Genomic DNA, 21542 nt, shown 5'->3' on the forward strand with positions numbered 1-21542 from the left:
CTGTCCCGCCTGACTTGAAAATGCTCTGTCCCTGACGCGAAAAAGCCCGCCGCGCCCCATAGCGCGACGGGCTTTGGATCAGAACGACCCGCGCAAGGTGATCCCATAGGTGCGCGGTTCCGCCAGATAGGCGGAGATAAGCTGGTTCGCCATCACCCCGCCCGATGCGAACTGCCCGGTGGTCGACGTCGCCGGGCTGCTCGACTGAAGCGGGCTGCTGAAGGCCACCTGCGTATATTTCGCGTTGAAGATGTTCTGGCCCCAGAACTCGATCGCCCATTTCTGCTCCGGCCCGCGAAGGCCGATGCGGGCGTTCACGACCGAAAAGCCGTCCTGCTCCTTTTCCGGGAACAGGTCGGACCCGGTGTTGAAGTCGCCGGTCATGCGCGTATCGACATAGAACAGCGCCGACAGCCCATTGGAGCCGATCTGCGGCGTCCACGCCGCGCTGGCGGTCGTCACCAGCTCGGGCGCCTGCGAGTTGATCGATCCCGGCAGCAGGAACAGCGCGGGATCGAGCGGCACCGATCCGTCGCCGCTGCCGACCAGACGGTTGGCGAACTTGGCGCGGGCATAGGTCATGCCGCCCGATATGCGGACGTTCCGCACCGGGCTGGCCGTCAATTCCAGCTCCACGCCCTGGCTGACAAGGCCCGGCGACACGTCGCCCTTGTCGCAGGTGCGCGCCGCGCTCAGGTCGCCGTCGCAGCCATTGATGTTCTGGACGATGAAGCTTGTGCCGTTGAAGGTGTTGAGCTGGAAATTCCTGAACTCCTGCCGGAAGGCGGCGATGTTCGCGCTCCATTTGGGCTGGCTGTATTTGAGGCCCACCTCGAACGCGTCGACCTTCTCCGCGGCGAAGCGCAGCGTCGTCACATCCGCATTGCTGCGCGGCGAAAACACCGCCGGAACCGGATTGAGGCCCGTCGAGCCAAGCTGGAAGCGGTCCAGATTATAGCCGCCCGCCTTATACCCGCGCGAATAGCTGCCATAGAGCAGCAGTGCGTCGAGCGGCTTCCATGACAGCACGGCGGTCCCGGAAAATTCGCCGTCGCTGATCCGGTCATGCAGGTCCAGCGCATTGAGGCCCGTGGACCCGTTGCCCAGGCACCCCAGCGTCAGGATGCCGCCCGCCAATTGATTTACCAACCGACCGGGAGGTGTGGCTCCCAGTTGGGGATTGGTCGCGATCGCGGACAGGCCCGACGCCTGCAACGCGGCGCAGGTCGCGTTATTATTGTTGAAATCCGCTGAAAACCGCTTGCTTTCATGCGTGTAGCGCAGCCCCAGCGTCAGATCGAGCTGCGGGGTGATATGCACGATATTATGGGTGAACAGCGCCCAATTCTCGCTCTTCTGATAATAGCGCGAGGCGACGTCGCCCGTCCCTTCCGGGATGGCGGCCAGCGCGCTCAACCCGTTGCCGAGACCGGTGGAGATCGCGCCCGCCTGCGCCGCCGCGACGCCGGGGTCCATGCCCGCATTGATGAAGGCGTTGGTCAGCCCGGCATTGAGCTGCGCCTGCGTGCCTCCGATCAGGGCGGAGGTGGCGAGCGGGTTCGCGCCGCACGCCATGAGCTGCGCTTCCGTCAGGTTGCTGGTCGGCCCCGCCCCCGCCATCAGGCGGCAGGCGGAAAACCGGCCATAATCCGCGCCAAAGCGGATATTGTCCTGCAAGGCCAGCTTTTCATGGGCGTAATAGCCGCCGACCAGCCAGTCCAGCGCATTGCCAAAGGCCGACCCCTGCAACCGCAATTCCTGCGTGAAGGTCTTGAACTGGCGGAACGTGCCCGGATCGCGATAGAGCAGGTCCGCGCCGCTATAATCGTAATCGCCATAATCCTTGGACTTGTAATCGCGATAGGCGGTGATGCTGGTCAGCTTCGCGCCGCCGAAATCATAATTGATCTCGCCCGAAACGCCCCAATCCTTGAGCTTGCTGACATAGTTGCGATCCTCGTTGATCGTCAGCCTGCGGTCATAGGGATCGTCGTGGAACACCGCGCCCTGCCCCTGCATGATGGCGGCGATGCGGTTGAAGTCGTTGGTCCCATATCCGCCGCCAACCAGCGGCACCCGCTCGCGCGTTTCGACATATGCCGCGCCGCAACAGCTTTCGTCGCGGTTGGTGTAATCGCCGATCAGCCGGATCGAAAGCGCATCGTTCGGCTCGATCAGCGCCTGCCCGCGCAGGAAATAACGGTCGCGGTCATTGGTGTCGCCCACCTTGTCCCCCGCCGCGTCGACCAGCTTGTAGAAGCCGTCCCGCTTCGACCAGACGCCATCCAGCGCCAGCGCGATGCTGTCGCTCACCGGCCCGGTGATGCGGCCCGCCAGACGCCAGTAATCATAATTGCCGTAAGTCACCTCGGCCTTGCCGCCCAGCGTGAACTCCGGCGCCTTGCTGATGATGTTGATAAGGCCCGCCGATGCGTTGCGCCCGAACAGCGTGCCCTGTGGCCCGCGCAGCACTTCGACGCGCTCGATCTCGCCCAGATCGGTGAGGCCCGCGCCCGTGCGTGAGCGATAGACGCCGTCGATGAACACCGCGACGGAGCTTTCCAGCCCCGGATTGTCGCCCACCGTGCCGATGCCGCGAATACGGGCGGACGCATTGGCTTCCGATCCGGTGGAGGAGATCAGCATGGAGGGCGCAAGCTGGTTGAGCGCCCGTATGTCGGTTGCGCCGCTATTCTGCATCGCCTGCGCGGACACCGCCGATACGGCGATGGGGACGTCCGACAATGGGCTGGCGCGCCGCGTCGCCGTGACGATGATGTTGACGCTATCCTGATCCACCGCCGCCTGCGGCGCTGTCTGGTCCTGAGCGTGGGCAAAGGGGATCGCGGCCACCAGCGCGACCACGCCGGCGGATGACAGCCAAAGGCCATATTGTTTCATGATGGTCGGTCCTCTCCTGTCCCGCATGATTTCGTTCATGTCGGGATGATCGCGATTATGCTGCCACAGTCTATCGAAAGCAATAGAGCCCTGCTTTTCCGGGTCTTTCTGGCAGGTCGCTCGTTGATTCGCATGACATGTTGCTTAACCGCAACATGGTTAAATTCCTGTTTCCGTAACGTCCGCCTATCCTATCGGAAAGCGGAGCAATCGGTCGGAAAGGGGCACCATGGCGATCGCGCCCGGCCCCAACGCGCGCCTTATTTCGCCATGATGGGCGTCCAGCCCTCCGGTCAGGCTGCCCAACGCGGGAAGAATCAGCTTGTTTTGGGTGCCCACGAAGCAGCGGCGTGACACATGGCGGCCCCGCAGCGACACGCGCAGCTTGGGATGGAAATGGCCCGAAATCTCTGGTCGGCTGTCGTCCGCGACCGCTTCGTGGCGCAGGCAGACGCCGTCCACCTCCGCCTCGGTCAGCCTGCGTCCGCCTGGCATGTGCGTCACGTCCGCATCATGATTGCCGGTGATCCACAGCCAGTCCAGCCGCGTCGTCAGCGCCGTCAGACGCGCCCGGGTCGGCTTGTCCAGCCGCGCCGCGCCGTCGGCATCGTGGAAACTGTCCCCCAATGACCAGACCGCCTTCGCGCCGGTCCGCGCCACCAGCTCTTCGATCAGGTCCAGCGTCGCGGCGCTGTCATGCGGCGGCAGGAACTGCCCGAAGCGCGCATACCAGCTCGCCTTCTCGAAATGCAGGTCGGCCACCAGCAGCGCGCCGTGGGCGGGCCAGAACAGCGCCGCCTCCGGCAATGCCAGAAAGTCATGACCTGCGAACGAAAGGGGAACCATGCACCGGCTATGCCCCTTGCCGCCCCGGCTTTCAAGAGCGCGATGAAACCCCTATAGGCGCGCCATGGACGAAACCGCGCCTTATATCATCGCCGCGCTTTACCGCTTCGCGACCTTCCCCGATCCGCAGGGATTGGCGGCGCAGCTGCGCGCCCGCGCCGGGGAATTGGGCACCTGCGGCACGCTGATCCTCGCACGGGAGGGGATCAACGGCACCGTGGCGGGCAGCGCGCGGGCCATCGAAGCCCTGGTCGCCCATATCCGCGCCCTGCCCGGCTGCGCCGGCCTCGACGTCAAATATGCGGCGGCGGCGGAGGCTCCTTTCGCCCGCATGAAAGTCAAGGTGAAGGCGGAGATCGTGACGCTGGGCGCGGGCGATCTCGACCCGGCGAACAAGGTTGGCGATTATCTGGACCCTGCCGCATGGAATGCGCTGATCGCCGATCCCGACACGGTCGTCATCGACACCCGCAACGCTTATGAAGTTGCCTGTGGCACGTTCGAGCGCGCCGTCGACCCCGGCACCCGCTCCTTCCGCGACTTCCCCGCCTGGTTCGACGATTTCGCGCAAAAGCTGCGAGATGAAGGGCGTCAGCCAAAGATCGCGATGTTCTGCACGGGCGGCATACGCTGCGAAAAATCGACCGCGCTCGTCAAATCGCGCGGCTTTGAAGAGGTGTATCACCTGCGCGGCGGCATATTGCGCTATCTGGAAGATGTGCCGGAACCCGAAAGCCGCTGGCGGGGCGACTGCTATGTCTTCGACGACCGTGTGGCGGTGGGCCATGGGTTGAAGCCCGGCGCCCACATAGCCTGCCGCGCCTGCGGCCACCCCTATCCCCGCGGCACGGACCATATATGCGCGAAGCCGCAAGCCCCGCAATGTGACGGTGGAAAGCGGCGTGGCCAGGGTTTTGGGTAGATCGGGGCGTAACGTTAATCCCCCGTCCCTTGAGGGCGGTCTAAAGGCGCGTGACGCGGGCCGAGGTTGCTCAGGCTTGGCAGCTTGCTGCCTGGCCATAGCTGGATGAGGGGTATGTGCCGCCCGCAGGATAGCGCGGAACATAGCCCTTCCACCGCGCGAAGGTAAGGCAAATGCCGCCTTGGGATGGTCTACAGGCCTTCAGCCTCCGGATCGTCATCCCGTTCCCCGCCGCACCCTTTTAGAGTGCCTTCCCCGAACGCGATCTGCACCCGGTCGGACCAGATGGCGTCGCTCATCCCGTCGCTGCACGGCCCCTGGCTGACCGTCATGGTGAAGCTTTCGCCCAGGTAGCGAAGGGTGCGCCGGTCATCCTCCCGCTCTACGGCAAAGCGCATCGGCACCTTGTCCGGCCGTTGCAGCGTGGCCACCGACCCGCGCACCGTCACCGCCCAGAAAGGCTCCGTCCCGATGGCACGATATTCCGCCCTTTCCGGGGCTTTTGTTTCCAACACAGGGACCGGCGGCGTTTCACGTGGAACAGTTGGAACAGTTGGAACAGGATTTTCCAAACCCTTTCCCTTCGCCATTTCATTCTGGGTTTCACCGCCATCGACAATCGGCGCCACCACCGCACCCGCGCTGTTATTCGCGGCCGGACTCTCGCCCTTCCCCCCGCATCCCGCGAGCGCCAGCGCCAGCATCAAGGGCAGCGCGCCCCTCACGCCGCGTCCCGCCGGAAGCAATGCGCGGCATGGTCGTTCACCAGCCCCACCGCCTGCATCCACGCATAGACGATGGTCGGCCCGACAAACTTGAAGCCGCGCTTCTTGAGGTCTTTGGAAATCTCCGCCGACAAAGGCGTCTGGGCGTGGACGGTGACGCCATCGCCTCTGATCGACGCGCCGCCGACGAAGGACCAGATATAGTCGGAAAAAGCTTCGCCCCGGTCTCGCATCTCGCAGAAGATTTGCGCGCCCCGAATCGTCGCCTCGATCTTCGCCCGCGCCCGCACGATGCCGGGGTCCGCCATCAGCCGCTCTATATCCGCCGCATCGAAGGCCGCCACCTTGTCCGGGTCGAACTGGGCGAAGGCAGCGCGGAACCCCTCCCGCTTCCGCAGGATGGTGATCCAGGAGAGGCCCGCCTGGAATCCCTCCAGCATCAGCGTTTCCCAGAGCATCCGCGAATCCCGCTCCGGCACACCCCATTCGGCGTCATGATAGGCGCGGTATAGCGGGTCCGTCCCCACCCAGACGCAGCGAGGCCGATCCGCATCGCGCACGGGATCAGACGTCCAGATTGGCGACGTTCAGCGCATTGTCCTGAATGAACTCACGCCGTGGTTCGACTACATCGCCCATCAGCCGGGTGAAAATCTCATCGGCCACGTCCGCCTGTTCGACTTCCACCCGCAGCATGGAGCGGTTGTCGGGGTCCAGCGTTGTTTCCCAAAGCTGCTCGGCATTCATCTCGCCCAGCCCCTTGTAGCGCTGGATCGCCAGCCCCTTGCGCCCGGCGGCCAGAATTGCGTCAAGCAGCTCGCTCGGCCGTGTGACGATGCTCGAACCCTTGGTCGCGGCGGGCAGGTCATCCTCGCCCGCCTCTTCCGCGGCCAGCGCGGCCTTGGCCGTTACCAGACGGCTGGGCGTCAGATAGCTGCCCGCTTCCTCCGCCGCGATGGCGTGCAGCCTGCGCGCCTCGGCCGATCCGATGAAGCCATGTTCGATGACATGATGATCGGTGACGCCGCGCCACAGCCGTTCGAAGTGGAAGCCGCCCTCCTCCGCGATTCGACCGCTCCATTTGCCTTCCTCGTCCTGCGCGCCCATCCACGCGACGCTGCTGGCCAGCCGCGCGGCCTGTTCGGCGTTGGACAGTTCGGGATCGAGCGCGCCATTGAGGCTCAGCGCCTCGATGATCGCAGGATTATAGCGGCGCGGCACATAGCGCATCACTGCCCGCATCCGCCGCGCATGTTCGATCAGCGATCGCAGGTCCTCGCCCGTTCGCGTGCCGCCGCTGGTGTCGAGCGCCATATGCTCAACGCCATTGTCGACAAGATACTGCTCCAGCGCGGCTTCGTCCTTGAGATAGACTTCGGACCGCCCCCGCGTCGCCTTGTAGAGCGGCGGCTGAGCGATAAAGAGATGGCCCGCCTCAATGATCTGCGGCATCTGGCGATAGAAGAAGGTCAGCAGCAGCGTGCGGATATGCGCGCCGTCGACGTCGGCGTCCGTCATGATGACGATCTTGTGATAACGCAGCTTTTCCAGGTTGAAGTCGTCGCGGATGCCCGTGCCCATCGCCTGGATCAGCGTGCCGATTTCCTTGGACGACAGCATCCGGTCGAAACGGGCGCGTTCCACGTTCAGGATCTTGCCCTTGAGCGGCAGGATCGCCTGATTGTGCCGGTTGCGGCCTTGCTTGGCCGACCCCCCCGCCGAATCGCCTTCGACCAGGAACAGTTCGGACTTGGCCGGATCGCGTTCCTGACAGTCGGCGAGCTTGCCGGGCAGGGAGGCGATGTCCATCACGCCCTTGCGCCGCGTCAGCTCACGCGCCTTCTTCGCGGCCTCGCGGGCGGCGGCGGCGTCAATCACCTTCTGCACGATCATGCGCCCATGCGCGGGATTTTCCTCCAGCCATTCCGCCATCTTGTCGGCCATCAGGCTTTCAAGCGGCTGGCGCACTTCGGACGATACCAGTTTGTCCTTGGTCTGGGACGAGAATTTGGGGTCGGGCAGCTTCACCGAGACGATGGCCGTCAGCCCTTCCCGCATATCCTCACCGGTCAGGGACACCTTCTCTTTCTTCAAAAGGCCCGACTTGTCCGCATAATTATTGAGCGTCCGGGTCAGCGCCGCGCGGAACGCCGCCAGATGGGTGCCGCCGTCACGCTGCGGGATGTTGTTCGTGAAACACAGGACATTTTCATAATAGCTATCGTTCCACTCCAGCGCGACGTCGATGGTTACATCGTCGCGGGTGCCTGCAATGGCGATGGGATCGGGCATCAGCGCGGTCTTGTTGCGGTCCAGATATTTGACGAAGGCCGCGATGCCGCCTTCATAGAACAGCTCGACTTCCTTCTTCTCCTCATGCCGCGCGTCGATCAGGAACAGGCGCACGCCCGAATTGAGGAACGCCAGTTCGCGATAGCGATGCTCCAGCTTCTCGAAATCGAATTCCGTGTGGTTTTTGAACGTGCCGCCGTCTCCGGGAACCTTCTCGATCGAAGGGAGGAAGGTGACGCGCGTTCCCTTCTTGCCTTCGGGCGCAGCGCCGATCACCTTGAGCGGAGCGACTGCGTCGCCATAGGCGAAGCGCATATAATGCTCCTGGCCGTCCCGCCAGATATTGAGGTCCAGATATTCGCTGAGCGCATTCACCACCGACACGCCGACGCCGTGCAAGCCGCCCGACACCTTATAGGCGTTATCATCGGATGTATTCTCGAACTTTCCGCCGGCATGAAGCTGGGTCATGATGACCTCGGCGGCCGACACGCCCTCTTCCTTGTGGATACCGGTAGGGATGCCGCGCCCATTATCCTCGACGCTGATCGACCCTTCGGGGTTCAACGTGATGAGGATTCGGTCGCAATGCCCGGCGAGCGCTTCGTCGATCGCATTGTCGCTGACCTCGAACACCATGTGATGCAGGCCGGACCCGTCATCGGTGTCGCCGATGTACATGCCGGGGCGTTTCCGCACGGCATCCAGCCCTTTGAGGACCTTGATGCTGTCGGCGCCGTAACTGTTGCTGTTGGGGCTGTTCTGGGTTTCCTCGCTCATACACGAGCATATAGGGAGTCGGGCCGCGAAACTAAAGCGAAACATGCCTTCTTCCGCTTGGCGATGGCACGGTCTATCACGGGATGATGCGAAGCCTGATTTCCCTGTTTCTTCTCCTTTCCGCCTGTTCCGACAGCAGCGACGTGCTGGAGGAATTGCCCAACAGCTCGATAGCGGGCGCGCCGCGGGACAGCGTGCCGGAAACCCGTCTGGAATCCCACCTGACAAGGCCTGTCACCATTGGGGAGGACGGCTCACGCCTCGACGCCTGCGGCGGGTTGGGGCAGGTGGTCCGGGCAGGCGCAAGGGGACTGGCGGTGCGCGCCGCGCCCTTTGACGAAGCGCAGGAAACCAGGCGAATGGCGGAAGGCAGCCGGGCGTTCATCTGCACCCGCAGCCTCGACCAGAAATGGCTGGGCGTGGTCATTCCCCCGGCCGTTCCAGCGCAGACGGCGGAGAATGCCGCCGGTCCGGAGGATTGCGGCGTTTCCTCTCCCGTGGACCGCAAGCAACCCTATGACGGCCCCTGCGAAAGCGGTTGGGTATCGAGCGCGTTCATACGCCTGATCGCTGGTTAGGTCATGCCCGGATGGTCGATCTCCCCTCGACTGCCGGAAGGAAACATCCCAGTGGGCCCGTTTCGCCCGTGATTTTCCAATTACAGTCTTAAATCCCTGCCAATGGCCTTTTACAAAATGGCCATTGTTCGATAATGGCGCGGTCATCATGCAAAATTGGATCCGTTTGCCATGTCCACATCTTTTCTCAGGCCACCTTCCCTGCTCCGCCTTTTGGGCGCATGGCGCGCTGAAAACAGTCCGGAACCAGCCTACCGCCAATTGGCGCAGGCTTTGCGGATGCTGGTGCTGGATGGCCGCGTCGGTCTGGACGTCCGCTTGCCGGGAGAACGCGAACTTGCGGCTGCGCTGGGGTTGAGCCGCACGACGATCGCTGCCGCGTTCGACCGGTTACGGGATGAAGGCTATCTGGAAAGCCGTCAGGGATCGGGCAGCGTGACCCGCCTGCCCGCCGGTCGAATCGCGCCCGTTCTGCCGGATATTGATGCAGCGAACGGAGGCAATCTGCTCAACTGGACGCATGCGGCCCTTCCTGCCGCGCCCGGTGTGGGCCGCGCCATTCAGGCGGCGGTTGAGATGTTGCCCGCCTTTCTGGGCGACCTGGGTTATGATCCCTTGGGCTTGCCGCCGTTGCGGCGCGCCATAGCGGCGGATTTTGAGCGGCGCGGCTGTCCCACCAGCCCGGACCAGATCATCGTCACCAATGGCGCGCAGCAAGGCTTCTCCCTGCTCATACAGTGGCTGGCCGGACCGGGCGACCGGGTGGTGATCGATCACCCGACCTATCATAATGTGATCCAGGCGTTGCAACGCGCGCATGTCGTGCCTGTGCCGGTGGGCCTCCCCATGCAGGGATGGGACATTGACGCGATGGAAGCGGCCTTCCGCCAGACGGCGCCGCGCTTTGCCTATGTGATCGCGGATTTCCACAATCCTACCGGCCGCAGCATGGACCCGGTGACGCGCCGGTCGCTGGTGGAAGTCGCGACCGCCACGCATACCCCGCTCATCATCGACGAGACGATGGTGGCGATGGGTCTGGACTTTACCCCGCCCGCGCCGGTCGCGGTGCACGATCCTTCGGGGCGGCAGGTCATTACTTTAGGTTCGGCAAGCAAGCTTTATTGGGGCGGGCTGCGCGTCGGCTGGATTCGCGCCGATCCGCAGACCATCGCGGCGCTGGGGCGGCTGCGTACGACGATGGACATGGCCAGCCCGGTCGTAGAGCAGCTTGCGGTCGCACATCTGCTGGATGCGGGGGAAGGACTGGGATCGCGCGCGGCGCTGCTGCGGGACCGGCGCGATCATCTGCTGGCGCTGCTGGAACGGCATCTGCCGCACTGGCGGATCGAATCGCCTGCGGGCGGCCTGTCCTTGTGGGCGGAAATGCCCCGCGCCGAAGCCACGGCGCTCGCGGCGCTGGCTGAAAGCCATGGCGTGCGGATCGCGCCCGGCCCGCGTTTCGGCGTCAGCGGCGCATTCGAACGATTCCTGCGCCTGCCCTTCGCCTTGCCGGAAGAGCAGCTGGCCATTGGCGTTGAACGGCTGGCGCAGGCCGACGCGCGGCTCCATGCGCGGACGCCGGCGGGCGGCGATACGCCGGCCCTGGCCCTGGAAGCGGACCGGTTGATTTAAGGCATGAATAAGGGCCGCGGAGACATGCCGCCGCGGCCCTTATTGCGAGACATAGTGGCAGAAGGTTCAGGCCTTCTTGCTGTCCCGATAGCGTTCGATCGCTTCAAGGATGATGCGGCGGGCATCTTCTGCCCCGCCCCATGTGCCGATCCGCACCCACTTTTCCTTTTCCAGATCCTTATAGTGGGTGAAGAAATGTTCGATCTGCTGCATCACGATGCCGGGCAGGTCGTCTTTCTCACCTACATCGGTATAATAGGGAAAGGTCTTGTCGTCCGGCACGCAAACCAGCTTTTCATCGCCGCCGGCTTCGTCTTCCAGATTGAGCACCGCGATGGGCCGCGCGCGCACGACGCTGCCCGGAATGAAGGGCGAGCGCGCGATGACCAGCGCGTCGAGCGGATCGCCGTCGGGCGACAGCGTGTGCGGCACGAAGCCGTAATTGGCGGGATAGCGCATCGGCGTATGCAGGATACGATCCACGAACAATGCGCCCGATGCCTTGTCGAACTCATATTTGACGGGCTCGCCGCCGACCGGAACCTCGATGATGACGTTCAGGCTGTTGGGCGGATCGTCGCCGACCGGGATCAGTTCGATATTCATGATGTGGCCTTTGTTTCGCGTGGGTTTGCGGGTGATTATGTTTTCGGTTTGAGCAGCCGGTCGAGGCTGCCTTCACCCTCTCCTGTCTTTTCGAGGCGCGGATAGCGCAGGCCTCCTGAATATGCGAGAGACAAAGTGCGGTAATATTTGTCCTGCTTGACGATGATCTGGATCGGCGTTCTGGCGTCGGTAGCGTTCTTGATCGCCATCTTGAAGACATCGGCTGAATATTCATTGCCGTTCACCGCAACAATGGTGGAACCGACCGCAAGGCCAGCCTTGAAAGCGGTGCTGTCCCAGACCACGGACGCGATTTCCCCGCTGTTCTTGACTGTGAGGCCGAGGCCGAAGCTCTGGTCCACGACCTTCTGTGCGCTCTCGACGGCCTTGGTGATGCTGCCCGGCGTGTCGCCATAGGCAAGGCGATAGCCACCCAGCGTAAAGCCGCCCTTGGGCGTTTCCCGCGTCGTGCCATCCACATGTTTCTGGAAGAAGCCCGCCCAGTCATAGGGCGCGACATCGTTCAGCGTTTTGATGACATCGCCCCGATTATAGACGACCTGTCCCCAATCGCCCGGATTGATGCCGAAGAAGGCTCGGGCGAAATCATCCAGACCTTTCTTGCCCTTCGTCTGCTGGCGGAGGATCGCATCGGCTTCCAGCCAGATCATCAGGCCTTCATTATAATAGTCCTCGGACCGCTGCCAGCTCGCCCAGCCTTTCGGACGGCGCGCGGAAATGACGGGGTCGAGCGTCGTGTCCTCCATCGGCCGCCATTCTCGGCCCTTTGCCGTGTCGAGTTTCGCCGCGATCTGGGCATAAGCATCCAGCGTCTCCTGCTTGGAGAACAGGCCCGACCGCGCGCCCAGCACATAGCCCCAGAACTGCGTCTGCCCTTCATAGACCCACAGCAGATTGTCCTGCATCGGGGTACGGAAATCGGGCGTCCACAGCAGGTCCGGGCGGCGGAACTTGCCGTCCCAGCTATGGGTGAATTCGTGCGGTAACAGGTTGCGGTCCAGCAGCGCCTCGCCCGAATCCCAATTCTTGAAATAGCCCGGCTCGACCTGATTCTCCGATGAGCGGTGATGTTCGAGGCCAATGCCGCCCATCTCGTCGGTGATGGCGAGCAGGAAATCATAATGATCGAAATGCATGCTGCCGAACAGCGCCTTGGCTTCTGCCACCAGCTTCTTGTGCTTGGCGATCTGCTCCGGCTTATAGTCCAGTTCGTCCGCATCGTCGGCGACGATGTTCAGCGTCACATCGCTACCAAGGTCCACGGCCTTAAAATGGCTTCCCGCAAAAACCGGCGAATCCTGCAAGGCTTCATAGTCGATCACGTCATAGGCGACGCTGTTGCCGCTCCGCCGTCCGCGCAGAGCGGTCGCGGCCTGCCATCCGGCGGGATAGGCGACGGTTGCCTGCACCGGGATCTGGCGGGTGAAATAACCGGCGGGATAAAGCGACACCGCTTCCCACTGGATGTTGAGCATCTTGGGCGTCACCACGACGCGGCCCTGATTGGGGGCGGTGGCGGACAGGAACTGGAACTGGGCGGCGACCTCTTTCGCGCCCGGCGGCACGTCGATCTGAAAGGCGTAGACATCCAGCGGATCGCGCTTCCACGCCAGCGGCCTGCCATTGGCGGTGAAGGTAAGGCCAGTGAGTTTTTCGATCTGCCCGCGCGGCGCGTGATTGCCCGGCAACCATTGCGGCATCAGCAGGGTCATCGGACCGCTGGCCGCGACGGGAATCGTTTCCTTGACGCGGAAAATGCGCTGCACCGTATCGGTCGCGTCCACCTCCAGCCGGATCGTGCCACCGGGATAGGGCACATCCTTCGGCGCGGGCGTGGCGTCGTTGACGGGCAGGGCCATTGGTTTGGAACGGATCGCTTCCTGCGCCTGGAGCGGACTGGCGGCGGCGGTGGAAAGGCAAAGGGCGGCAGCAAGGCTGCGGATCATGGACGTCTCCGAAAAGGACTGGCCGGTCGGCCTGATGGCGTCAGCATGGCGGCGCGAAGCGGCCTCGTCCACCCTGCAACGGCCTGACGACATTATGCGATAAAAAAGCGCGTTTCCTTGCAGCTTGTTTGCGGTTAAGGGCCCGTGCCATGGCGAAAATAGAAACGCCGCGCCCGGTGCGCGGCACGCAGGACATGCTGGGCGGCACCCCCGAAGCGTTCCAGGAGCGTTTCGCGCATGTGGTCGCGACCTTTGATCGGGTGCGCCGGCTCTATGGCTTTGAGCGCGTGGAAGTCCCTGTGTTCGAAGCAACGGTGGTGTTCGCCCGCTCGCTGGGCGAGAGCACGGACGTGGTGTCAAAGGAAATGTATACGTTCGAGGACCGGGGCGGCGACAGCATCACTCTGCGCCCGGAATTCACGGCGGGTATCTCGCGCGCCTATATTACCGAAGGCTGGCAGCAATATGCGCCGCTGAAGGTCGCGACGCACGGCCCATTGTTCCGTTACGAACGCCCGCAAAAGGGCCGGTTCCGCCAATTTCACCAACTCGATGCCGAAATCATCGGCGCGGGGGAGCCGGGCGCGGACGTGGAGCTGCTGGTCTTCGCCGATCAGTTGCTGCGGGAACTGGGCGTATCCGAAGGCGTGACGCTCACTCTCAATACGCTGGGCGATGCGGACAGCCGCGAGGCTTGGCGCGCCGCGCTGATCGCGCATTTCGAGGCGCACCGCGAACAGCTTTCGGAGGACAGCCTCGACCGCCTCCATCGCAATCCGCTGCGTATCCTCGACAGCAAGGACCCGCGCGATCGCCCCGTGGCGGACAGCGCGCCGGACATTGATGCTTATCTCACCGACGAAGCGCGCGGCTTCTTCGAGAAAGTGACGAGCGGCCTCGACGCGGCGGGCGTGGCGTGGGAACGCAATCCCCGGCTGGTGCGCGGGCTGGATTATTACCGGCACACCGCGTTCGAGTTCATCACCGATAGGCTGGGCGCGCAGGGCACGGTGCTGGGTGGCGGGCGCTATGACGGGTTGATCGAAAATCTGGGCGGTCCCGCCACGCCGGCGGTCGGCTGGGCGGCAGGGATCGAGCGGCTCGCGATGCTGGTCGAGCTGCCGGAGATCGCCCGCATCGACGTGGCCGTCATCCCGATGGGTGAGGCGGCGGAAGCCAAGGCGACAGGCATCATCGCCGACTTGCGCCGCGCCGGCGTCGCCTGCGATATGGGTTATCGTGGCAATATGAAGAAGCGGATGCAGCGCGCCAATGCGAGTGGGGCGGCCTGGGCCGTGATCCTGGGCGACGATGAACTGGCGCGCGGCGAAGCATCCGTCCGCAATCTGGGCACAGGTGAACAGCAGGCGGTGGCGCTGGATACGATCGTGGGCAAGCTGACGGCGCTCTGATGCACATCTCCGCCGAACGCATCGCGCAGATCGAAGCGCGCAGGGACGAAGTGCAAGCGTCGATGACGCGCGCCGACCTGCCTCCTGACGAGTTTGTGCGGCTCTCCAAGGAATATGCCGAGATCGAGCCGGTGGCGAGGGCCGCGCATGAAGTGCGGCGGTTGCGGCAGGAACTCCTCGCGCTGGAGCAGATGGCGGGCGGCGAGGGGGCGGAGGTCGACCCCGCCATGCGTGAATTGGCGCAGGAAGAGATGCAGCATATCAAGGCGCAGTTGCCCGCCGCCGAGCGTGCCCTCGCGCTGCAACTTCTGCCCCGTGATTCGGCCGATGCGCGCCCGGCCATGCTGGAAATCCGCGCCGGCACCGGCGGCGATGAGGCAGCGCTGTTCGCGGGCGACCTGTTCCGCATGTATCAACGCTATGCCGATTCGCAGGGCTGGAAGATGGAGATGATGTCCGCCAATGCCGCGGAAGTCGGCGGCTTCAAGGAAGTCGTCGCCAGCATCACCGGCATCGGCGTCTTTGCCAAGCTGAAGTTCGAAAGCGGCGTCCATCGCGTCCAGCGCGTGCCTGTTACCGAAAGCGGGGGCCGCATCCATACCTCCGCCGCGACCGTCGCGGTCCTCCCCGAGCCGGAGGAGGTGGACGTCCAGATCGCCGACGGCGACCTCAAGATCGACATCTACCGTGCTTCGGGCGCTGGCGGTCAGCATGTCAATACGACCGATTCCGCCGTCCGCATCACCCATTTGCCGAGCGGCCTTGTCGTGACGCAGCAGGATGAGCGATCCCAGCACAAGAACAAGGCGAAGGCGATGCAGGTGCTGCGCGCCCGTCTTTACGAACTGGAGCGCGACCGCGCCCAGAGCGAACAGGCCGGCGCGCGCAAGGCGATGGTCGGATCGGGCGATCGTTCGGAACGCATCCGCACCTATAATTTCCCGCAGGGCCGCGTCACCGACCACCGCATCAACCTGACCCTCCACCGCCTGCCGGAGATATTGGAAGGGCCGGGCCTGTCCGAAGTCATCGACGCGCTGGTGGCGGAGGATGAAGCCGCGCGCCTTGCCCAGCTGGATGGTGTGGGCTGATCGTGGCGCCGATTGCCGAAAAGCTCCGCGCTGCGGCGGCTTTGCTCGGCGCGCGGAGCGACACGCCCCGTCTCGACGTGGAGCTGCTGCTCGCACATGCGTTGGGCCTGACGCGGGGCGATCTGCTCCTGCGTCAGCGCGACCTTGCCGTTCCCGCTGCGTTTGACCGGCTGATCGAACGCCGCCTCGCCGGGGAGCCGGTTGCTTATATCACGGGCGTTCGCGACTTCTGGACCATCAGCCTGCGGGTGACGCCGGACGTTCTGATCCCGCGGCCCGACAGCGAAACGCTGATCGAGGCGGCGATTGAGCATTTTGGGAACCATGCGCCTGCCGATGTGCTCGACCTAGGCACGGGGTCGGGCGCCTTGTTGCTCGCCGCGCTGGATCAATGGCCGATGGCGCGCGGTCTGGGCATCGACATATCGTCCGGCGCGCTGGCCGTGGCGAAAGAGAATGCCGCTCGCCTCGGTCTGTCCGGGCGAGCGGCCTTCCGCATCGGCGATTGGGCGGAAGGCGTTCGGGAAACATTCGACCTCATCCTCGTCAATCCGCCCTATATCGCCAGGAGCGTAGCCTTGTCGGGCGATGTGTTGCACGAGCCGGAAGGCGCATTGTTCGCCGGGGCTGAGGGATTGGACGACTATCGCCGCATCGCCCCTCAACTGCCTCATTTGCTGAGGCCCCACGGCATGGCGGCGATTGAGATCGGATATGACCAGCGGGAGAGCGTTTCAGCGCTCTTTTCCGCCGCGGGATTGCTTGTCGAGGTTCGGCGCGATCTTGCCGGACATGATCGGTGCCTTGTGGTTCGCAAGCCGGTTCTCCGTTGATGGCAGGAATTGCGGGGACGCAAGCGAAAATCACTTGGTTTATGGGATCAAAGACACTACATGGACCTGAGGGACGGCTCTGTCTTAAGGGTTTGGCCGCTAGGCCGCTGATGGAAATGGCCGTCTTCCCGCTTCTTAAAGTCACGATGGCGCGGCATGCCGATGCCTCTGGCAGCTAAGGGCAAGGGTCCATGCGGATCTCTGTCCGGCGGAGCTATACGGCCTGATAAGCGGGCCGAGCTGGGGAATGGCGACTGAACAGTGTCTTCAGTAAATTTTATCATAGTGAACGCAAGGACCAGGTCTTGATCAACAACAGGCAGGCCGGTCGCCGCAATCGCGGCCGGAACAACGGGCGTCCCAACAATGGCAACCGGGGCGGCGGCGACAACGGGAACCGGATCGACAGTCGCGCGCGGGGAAACGCGGCACAACTTCTTGAAAAATATAAGAATATGGCGCGTGATGCCCAGATGGCGGGCGATCGGGTGAACGCTGAATATTATCTTCAGTTCGCCGATCATTATTTCCGCGTCCTCGCCGACAATCGCGCCCGGCAGGAAGAGCAGCAACAGCGCTTCCGCCGCTATGATGAGAATTTCGACGATGATGGCGAAGATGTCGATGCGGGCGACGAGGGCGAAGGCGCGCATGTCGAGCAGCCGAATGAGCGCGCTGACCAGCCCCATCACCGCCGCCGGGATGGCCGGGATGAACGGCGCGACGACCGTGAAGGACGTGAGCGGCGTGACCGGAACGTCCGGGAACGTCCGGCCGCTGCCGAAACGCCCGAGCAGCCGCTGCCCGCGCAGGATGTTTCGCCGGCCGGCGTGACCGCGCCGGAACCTCAGCCTGAAACCGAAGCGCCACGCCCCCGCCGGGGTCGTCCACGCAAGGCGGATGCAGCCAAGGCGGCGGAGGAAAAGGCCGAGGGGCTGGATATTGCTGTGCTGCCCCCGTCGATCGCGCGGGCCGACAATGATAGCGAGGCACCGGAAGACGAAGCGCCCCGCAAGCGCACCCGTCGCCCTCGTGCGGCGACCCAGGCGGCGGAGTAATCGCCGCCTCGCGCTTCGATCGCGACCATCGAAACCAAAAGAAAAGGGGATGGCGGATTTCCGGTCATCCCCTTTTTTTGTGCGCTTTGCATATCGGCCGTAATGAGGCAGAACGGATCAGCCGCCGGGGAGGGAGCCGATCCTGATGCACACCGTTCGTCTGTTTTCCACCTTGTTGTTCGCTTTGCCTGTCGCCGCCTTCGCGCAGCCTTCCTCTTCCGATCCGACGGGTGCTTCGGCGCAGGGCGATGTATCCGTCACCATCTATAACGATAATCTCGCGCTTATTCAGGACGTGCGGCAGATCGCCATTCCATCGGGCGTCAGCAAGATCGAGTTTCCCGACGTGTCCGCGCAGATTCGCCCAGAAACCCTCTCCTTTGCGGCGGACGGCGCCTCGATCGTCGAGCAGAATTTCGATTTCGATCTGCTGTCCCCGGCCAAGCTGATGGAAAAGGCGGTGGGCAAGACCGTCACCATTGTCCGCACCAATCCCGCGACCGGCGCAGAGGTGCGGGAACAGGCCAAGGTGCTGGGTGTCAATGGCGGCACGGTGCTCCAGATCGGGAGCCGGATAGAGGTGCTGCGCGACGATGGTTTGCCGGTGCGCGTCATTTTCGACCGTGTTCCCGCCAATCTGCGGGCGCGTCCGACCCTTTCCGTGACGGTGGACAGCGCGCGGGCCGGAACGCGTCCGGCCGCGATCCGCTATCTGACCCCTGGTCTGGGCTGGAGTGCGGATTATGTCGCGCTGTTCGATGCCAAGGCAGGCCGGATCGACGTGCAGGGCTGGATCACGCTTACTAATAATTCGGGTACGGCCTATGACAATGCCCGGACGCTGCTGGTGGCGGGCAGCGTCAATCAGGGTGGGTCGGCGCGCTATACGCCCGTGCGCCGGACCAATATCCGCGCCGCCGGAACCGAAACGGCCGCGCGCGAGCAGCTGGGTGATTTCTATCTCTATCCGCTGGCCGCCCGCACGACGATTGCGGAGCGGCAGACCAAGCAGGTCAGCTTTCTGGATGTGCAGGCCGTTCCAGCCGAGGCGGGCTATGCCTATGACAATGCATGGCTGGGCAGTTCCGACGAACCGCAGAGCGCGCGCAGCGTCGTCACCTTTTCCACCTCGCGCACCGGCGGGCTGGGCGATGCGCTGCCTGCGGGGACGGTCCGCTTTTACATGAAGGATGCATCGGGCGCGCCGCAATTCATTGGTGAAAACAGCGTGGACCATACGCCGATGGGGAGCGAACTCGCGCTGTCCACCGGCGGTGCCTTTGATGTGAAGGTGAAGCCGGTGGTGGAACAGCGCGAGCGTTTGTCGCCGGCCAAATGGCGGTCGCACATGCGCTATGACCTGACCAATGCCAAGGCCGATCCGGTCACGGTCGAACTCACCCAGTCCGGCCTCGATTTCATTTATGATGACACCCGGATCGTCAATGAAAGCCAGCCGTCTCGCCGGGTCAACAGCAATGCGGCGCGCTGGACGGTGACGGTTCCCGCCAATGGGACGGCGACCGTTACGGCTGTCTTCGAAACCCGCTATTGACCAGCTTCGTGCGGCGCTGGCTCTTTCCGTTGCTTGCCCTGTTTCCGGCATCGGTCGGAGCGCATACCGTTGTGACATCGACCCTGGCCGAATCGGCATCGGTGACCGTCTATCGCAATCCCGATCGCGGCGAAGGCGCAATCGATCCCCGATTTCCGGAAGGCTTCGCTCTTATAAGCGAGAAAAGGCGAATCACGCTTCCGGCAGGCGAATCGACGATCCGGTTCGAAGGCGTGGCTGATGGGATGATCGCGGTCAGTGCCGTCGTCACGGGGCTACCGGGCGGTGTCGTCCAGAAAAACCGTGACGCGAAACTGCTTTCGCCCGCGGCGTTGGTCGACGGCACGCTGGGGCGCACCGTCCACCTGCGCCGCACCGATCCGGCGACGGGCAAGGTGACGGAGCAGGACGCCATCATCCGGTCCGCCTCCAGTGAAGCGCTGGTGCTGGAAACGCAGCAGGGCGTGGAGGGGCTGCGCTGCTCCGGCCTGCCGGAAACCGTCACCTATGATTCGCTGCCGCCCGATTTGTCGATTCGTCCTACATTGTCGGTAACGACCAACAGTCCGGCTGCGGCCGAGACGGAGGTGACGCTGACATACCTTGCCACCGGCTTCGACTGGGCGGCGAACTATGTGGCGCGGATCAGGCCCGATGGACGGTCGATGGACCTGTTCGCATGGCTGACCGTGGCCAATGGCAACCAGACGGCTTTTCCGCAGGCCAGCCTGCTTGCCGTGGCCGGGCGCCTGAACCGGACGTCGGATTATGATGCGCTAGTGGAAGACGCGCCGTCTCCCCGGCTGATGCTGCGATGCTGGCGCTTTGAAGGCTATGCTGCTGCCCCCGGCTGGATGGGCGGCGCGCCGCAACCTGCCCCGCCTCCGATGGCCGCCCCGGCCATGATGGCTGCGCGGATGGCGGAGGATATCGTCGTAACGTCGCAGCGTGTCGCCCGGCAGGAAGAGCTGGGCGACCTCAAACTTTATCGCGTGCCGATGGCTGTCGACATCAATCCCAACGCGCAAAAGCAGGTCGCGCTGCTGCACAGGGATAGCATCGCTTTTGAATCCTATTATGCCGCGCAGCTGCTGGCCTCGGACGAAAGCCCGCAGCCACGCCCCCTCCACCGCATGATACGGTTCGACAACAGGGAAGATCGGGGGGCGGGCGTGCCTTTGCCGTCGGGCGGCATCGCCATTTTCGCGCCGCGCGGCGATGAATCGCTGCTGCTGGCGGATTCGCAGATGCGCGACTATGCCAAAGGCGAAACGATCCGTGTCGAAGCGGGAGAAACCACGCAACAGACCATTGTGCAGGAGAGGTGGGGCAAGGGGATGCGCCTGACCCTGGCCAATGCGGCTTCTTCCCCCGCGACGGCGGAAATCGAGATCGCCGATGCTGAAGGGGCCAGACTGGTTTCTCCATCGCGTCGACTTGCCCGGCGCGACGGGCGATGGTTATGGAAAGCCGTTATTCCCGCCAACGGGGCCGCTTCACTGGAATATCGGGTTCGCGAATAGAAGAAGTGCTGGCGTCTAACCTGTCGGCAAGGGGCGCGGGCGATGATGCTCATCCAGCGCCACGAAAGTGAAGAGTCCGCTGGTAAGATCGACCTTGCGCTGGTCCTTGCCGCGTGTCGCCGCCACATCGATGCGGATGCCGATGGACGTGCGGCCCCGCCGTTCCTCATAAGCATAGAGCGACACTATATCGCCCAGCAGGATGGGGGAGATGAACTTCATGCTTTCGATCGCCACGGTCGCCACTGGCCCCTGCGCGATTCGCCCCGCGACGATGCCGCCCGCAATATCCATCTGACTGAGCACCCATCCGCCGAAGATATGGCCGTTGCTGTTGATGTCGATGATGTGCGGAACGACCCGCAGCACTACTTCGCGTTCGGGATCAGTCATCAAGGGGAAATTCGTCCTTCATCCGGTCCATCACCTGTTCGTCATGCCCCGTCCCGCTGGACAGGAAGACCAGCGCCATAAGGCCCGTGCCCAGCATGAAGGTCAACCATACGCCGATAATCGTGGCTATCACCATATGGACCGGCATGGGACCGGTCCATATGGTGAGAAAGGCGAGCGCCAGGACCACGCAAAGCGCGCCGCCCAGGGCCATCCACGCCATGACCCGGCGAAACCGGGACCATGCCGTGGCCGCTATATGCGGATCATCCAGAGCTTCCTTGCGTCTCATCCCTTTTCTTTGGGGAGTGAAAGTGGGATCATCAAGATGTGACGCACAATCTATTGAAAAGGAGGAGGGGTCATGACGGTCGCTGCGATTCTGCAATATAAGGGACGCGATGTCGTTCAGGTGCAGTCGGGAG

The 21542-nt window shown here is 63.6% G+C and carries 19 protein-coding genes (1 of these 19 running past the window's edge); 10 read left to right on the forward strand and 9 right to left on the reverse strand.

Features of this window, described 5'->3' with window-relative positions; all coding sequences use genetic code 11:
• Positions 1-78: 78 nt before the first annotated feature.
• Both ATN00_RS03880 and pdeM read right to left on the reverse strand, forming a co-directional pair.
• Positions 79-2901 carry a TonB-dependent receptor gene (locus tag ATN00_RS03880; RefSeq protein ID WP_062062376.1) on the reverse strand — a complete coding sequence of 941 codons (2823 nt, stop codon included), beginning with the start codon at positions 2899-2901 and terminating at the stop codon, positions 79-81.
• A 186-nt stretch (positions 2902-3087) separates the two neighbouring features.
• Positions 3088-3747: a ligase-associated DNA damage response endonuclease PdeM gene (gene pdeM, locus ATN00_RS03885; RefSeq protein ID WP_062062379.1), complete on the reverse strand. Its 660-nt coding sequence runs from the start codon at positions 3745-3747 to the stop codon at positions 3088-3090.
• Positions 3748-3811: 64 nt separating this feature from the next.
• On the opposite strand from pdeM, the gene trhO reads away from it, so the two are divergent.
• Positions 3812-4669, forward strand: coding sequence for an oxygen-dependent tRNA uridine(34) hydroxylase TrhO (gene trhO, locus ATN00_RS03890; protein WP_062062382.1), 858 nt, complete (start codon positions 3812-3814; stop codon positions 4667-4669).
• 191 nt (positions 4670-4860) lie between these two features.
• On the opposite strand, the gene ATN00_RS03895 is transcribed toward trhO, so the two are convergent.
• Genes ATN00_RS03895 through gyrB form a run of 3 tightly spaced genes read right to left on the reverse strand, consistent with a single transcriptional unit; the run spans position 4861 to position 8466 of the window.
• The gene (locus ATN00_RS03895) at positions 4861-5394 is read right to left on the reverse strand and encodes a COG3650 family protein (protein ID WP_420496691.1); all 534 of its coding nucleotides are present in this window, start codon (positions 5392-5394) and stop codon (positions 4861-4863) included.
• Entirely contained in the window at positions 5391-5954 is a 564-nt protein-coding gene (locus ATN00_RS03900) for a DNA-3-methyladenine glycosylase I (protein ID WP_062062388.1), read from the reverse strand. Before ATN00_RS03900 ends, ATN00_RS03895 begins: the two co-directional genes overlap by 4 nt.
• 4 nt (positions 5955-5958) lie before the next feature.
• Positions 5959-8466: a DNA topoisomerase (ATP-hydrolyzing) subunit B gene (gyrB, locus tag ATN00_RS03905; protein ID WP_062062391.1), complete on the reverse strand. Its 2508-nt coding sequence runs from the start codon at positions 8464-8466 to the stop codon at positions 5959-5961.
• 86 nt (positions 8467-8552) lie between these two features.
• Here gyrB and ATN00_RS03910 point away from each other — a divergent pair, with 86 nt between their 5' ends.
• Complete coding sequence (locus tag ATN00_RS03910; RefSeq protein ID WP_062068377.1) at positions 8553-9044, forward strand: hypothetical protein; 492 nt, start codon at positions 8553-8555, stop codon at positions 9042-9044.
• Between the two features lie 171 nt (positions 9045-9215).
• Positions 9216-10679 (forward strand): MocR-like transcription factor YczR, encoded by a 1464-nt coding sequence (yczR, locus tag ATN00_RS03915; protein WP_062062394.1) that lies wholly within the window; start codon positions 9216-9218, stop codon positions 10677-10679.
• Between the two features lie 66 nt (positions 10680-10745).
• Here the strand turns inward: yczR and ppa are convergent, their stop codons facing one another.
• Together ppa and ATN00_RS03925 are read right to left on the reverse strand one after the other, a co-directional pair.
• Positions 10746-11285, reverse strand: coding sequence for an inorganic diphosphatase (gene ppa / locus ATN00_RS03920; protein WP_062062397.1), 540 nt, complete (start codon positions 11283-11285; stop codon positions 10746-10748).
• Positions 11286-11320: 35 nt separating this feature from the next.
• Positions 11321-13252, reverse strand: a complete 1932-nt coding sequence (locus ATN00_RS03925; RefSeq protein ID WP_062068379.1) for a M61 family metallopeptidase — start codon at positions 13250-13252, stop codon at positions 11321-11323.
• A 149-nt stretch (positions 13253-13401) separates the two neighbouring features.
• Between ATN00_RS03925 and hisS the strand changes: the two genes are divergently transcribed.
• From hisS to ATN00_RS03955, 6 genes are all read left to right on the forward strand, one after another.
• Complete coding sequence (gene hisS, locus ATN00_RS03930; RefSeq protein WP_062062400.1) at positions 13402-14664, forward strand: histidine--tRNA ligase; 1263 nt, start codon at positions 13402-13404, stop codon at positions 14662-14664.
• Positions 14664-15755: a peptide chain release factor 1 gene (gene prfA / locus ATN00_RS03935; protein WP_062062403.1), complete on the forward strand. Its 1092-nt coding sequence runs from the start codon at positions 14664-14666 to the stop codon at positions 15753-15755. The genes hisS and prfA overlap by 1 nt, the downstream gene beginning before the upstream one ends.
• A gap of 11 nt (positions 15756-15766) precedes the next feature.
• Positions 15767-16588 carry a peptide chain release factor N(5)-glutamine methyltransferase gene (gene prmC / locus ATN00_RS03940; protein WP_062068381.1) on the forward strand — a complete coding sequence of 274 codons (822 nt, stop codon included), beginning with the start codon at positions 15767-15769 and terminating at the stop codon, positions 16586-16588.
• A 305-nt stretch (positions 16589-16893) separates the two neighbouring features.
• Positions 16894-17646, forward strand: a complete 753-nt coding sequence (locus tag ATN00_RS03945; RefSeq protein ID WP_062062406.1) for a DUF4167 domain-containing protein — start codon at positions 16894-16896, stop codon at positions 17644-17646.
• A gap of 145 nt (positions 17647-17791) precedes the next feature.
• Positions 17792-19201 carry a DUF4139 domain-containing protein gene (locus tag ATN00_RS03950; protein WP_062062409.1) on the forward strand — a complete coding sequence of 470 codons (1410 nt, stop codon included), beginning with the start codon at positions 17792-17794 and terminating at the stop codon, positions 19199-19201.
• A 71-nt stretch (positions 19202-19272) separates the two neighbouring features.
• Positions 19273-20724 (forward strand): DUF4139 domain-containing protein, encoded by a 1452-nt coding sequence (locus ATN00_RS03955; RefSeq protein WP_156415214.1) that lies wholly within the window; start codon positions 19273-19275, stop codon positions 20722-20724.
• A 15-nt stretch (positions 20725-20739) separates the two neighbouring features.
• On the opposite strand, the gene ATN00_RS03960 is transcribed toward ATN00_RS03955, so the two are convergent.
• Entirely contained in the window at positions 20740-21117 is a 378-nt protein-coding gene (locus ATN00_RS03960; RefSeq protein ID WP_062062414.1) for an acyl-CoA thioesterase, read from the reverse strand.
• Positions 21110-21409 (reverse strand): hypothetical protein, encoded by a 300-nt coding sequence (locus tag ATN00_RS03965; protein ID WP_062062417.1) that lies wholly within the window; start codon positions 21407-21409, stop codon positions 21110-21112. Before ATN00_RS03965 ends, ATN00_RS03960 begins: the two co-directional genes overlap by 8 nt.
• A gap of 72 nt (positions 21410-21481) precedes the next feature.
• Between ATN00_RS03965 and ATN00_RS03970 the strand changes: the two genes are divergently transcribed.
• Positions 21482-21542, forward strand: partial view of a CBS domain-containing protein gene (locus tag ATN00_RS03970; RefSeq protein WP_062062420.1) — the beginning only. Its footprint extends 368 nt past the window's final position; 61 of the gene's 429 nt are visible here — the first part of the coding sequence; the start codon lies at positions 21482-21484; its stop codon lies off the right edge, out of view.

It is taken from the genome of Sphingobium baderi (assembly GCF_001456115.1).
GTDB classification, from domain to species: Bacteria; Pseudomonadota; Alphaproteobacteria; order Sphingomonadales; family Sphingomonadaceae; genus Sphingobium; species Sphingobium baderi_A.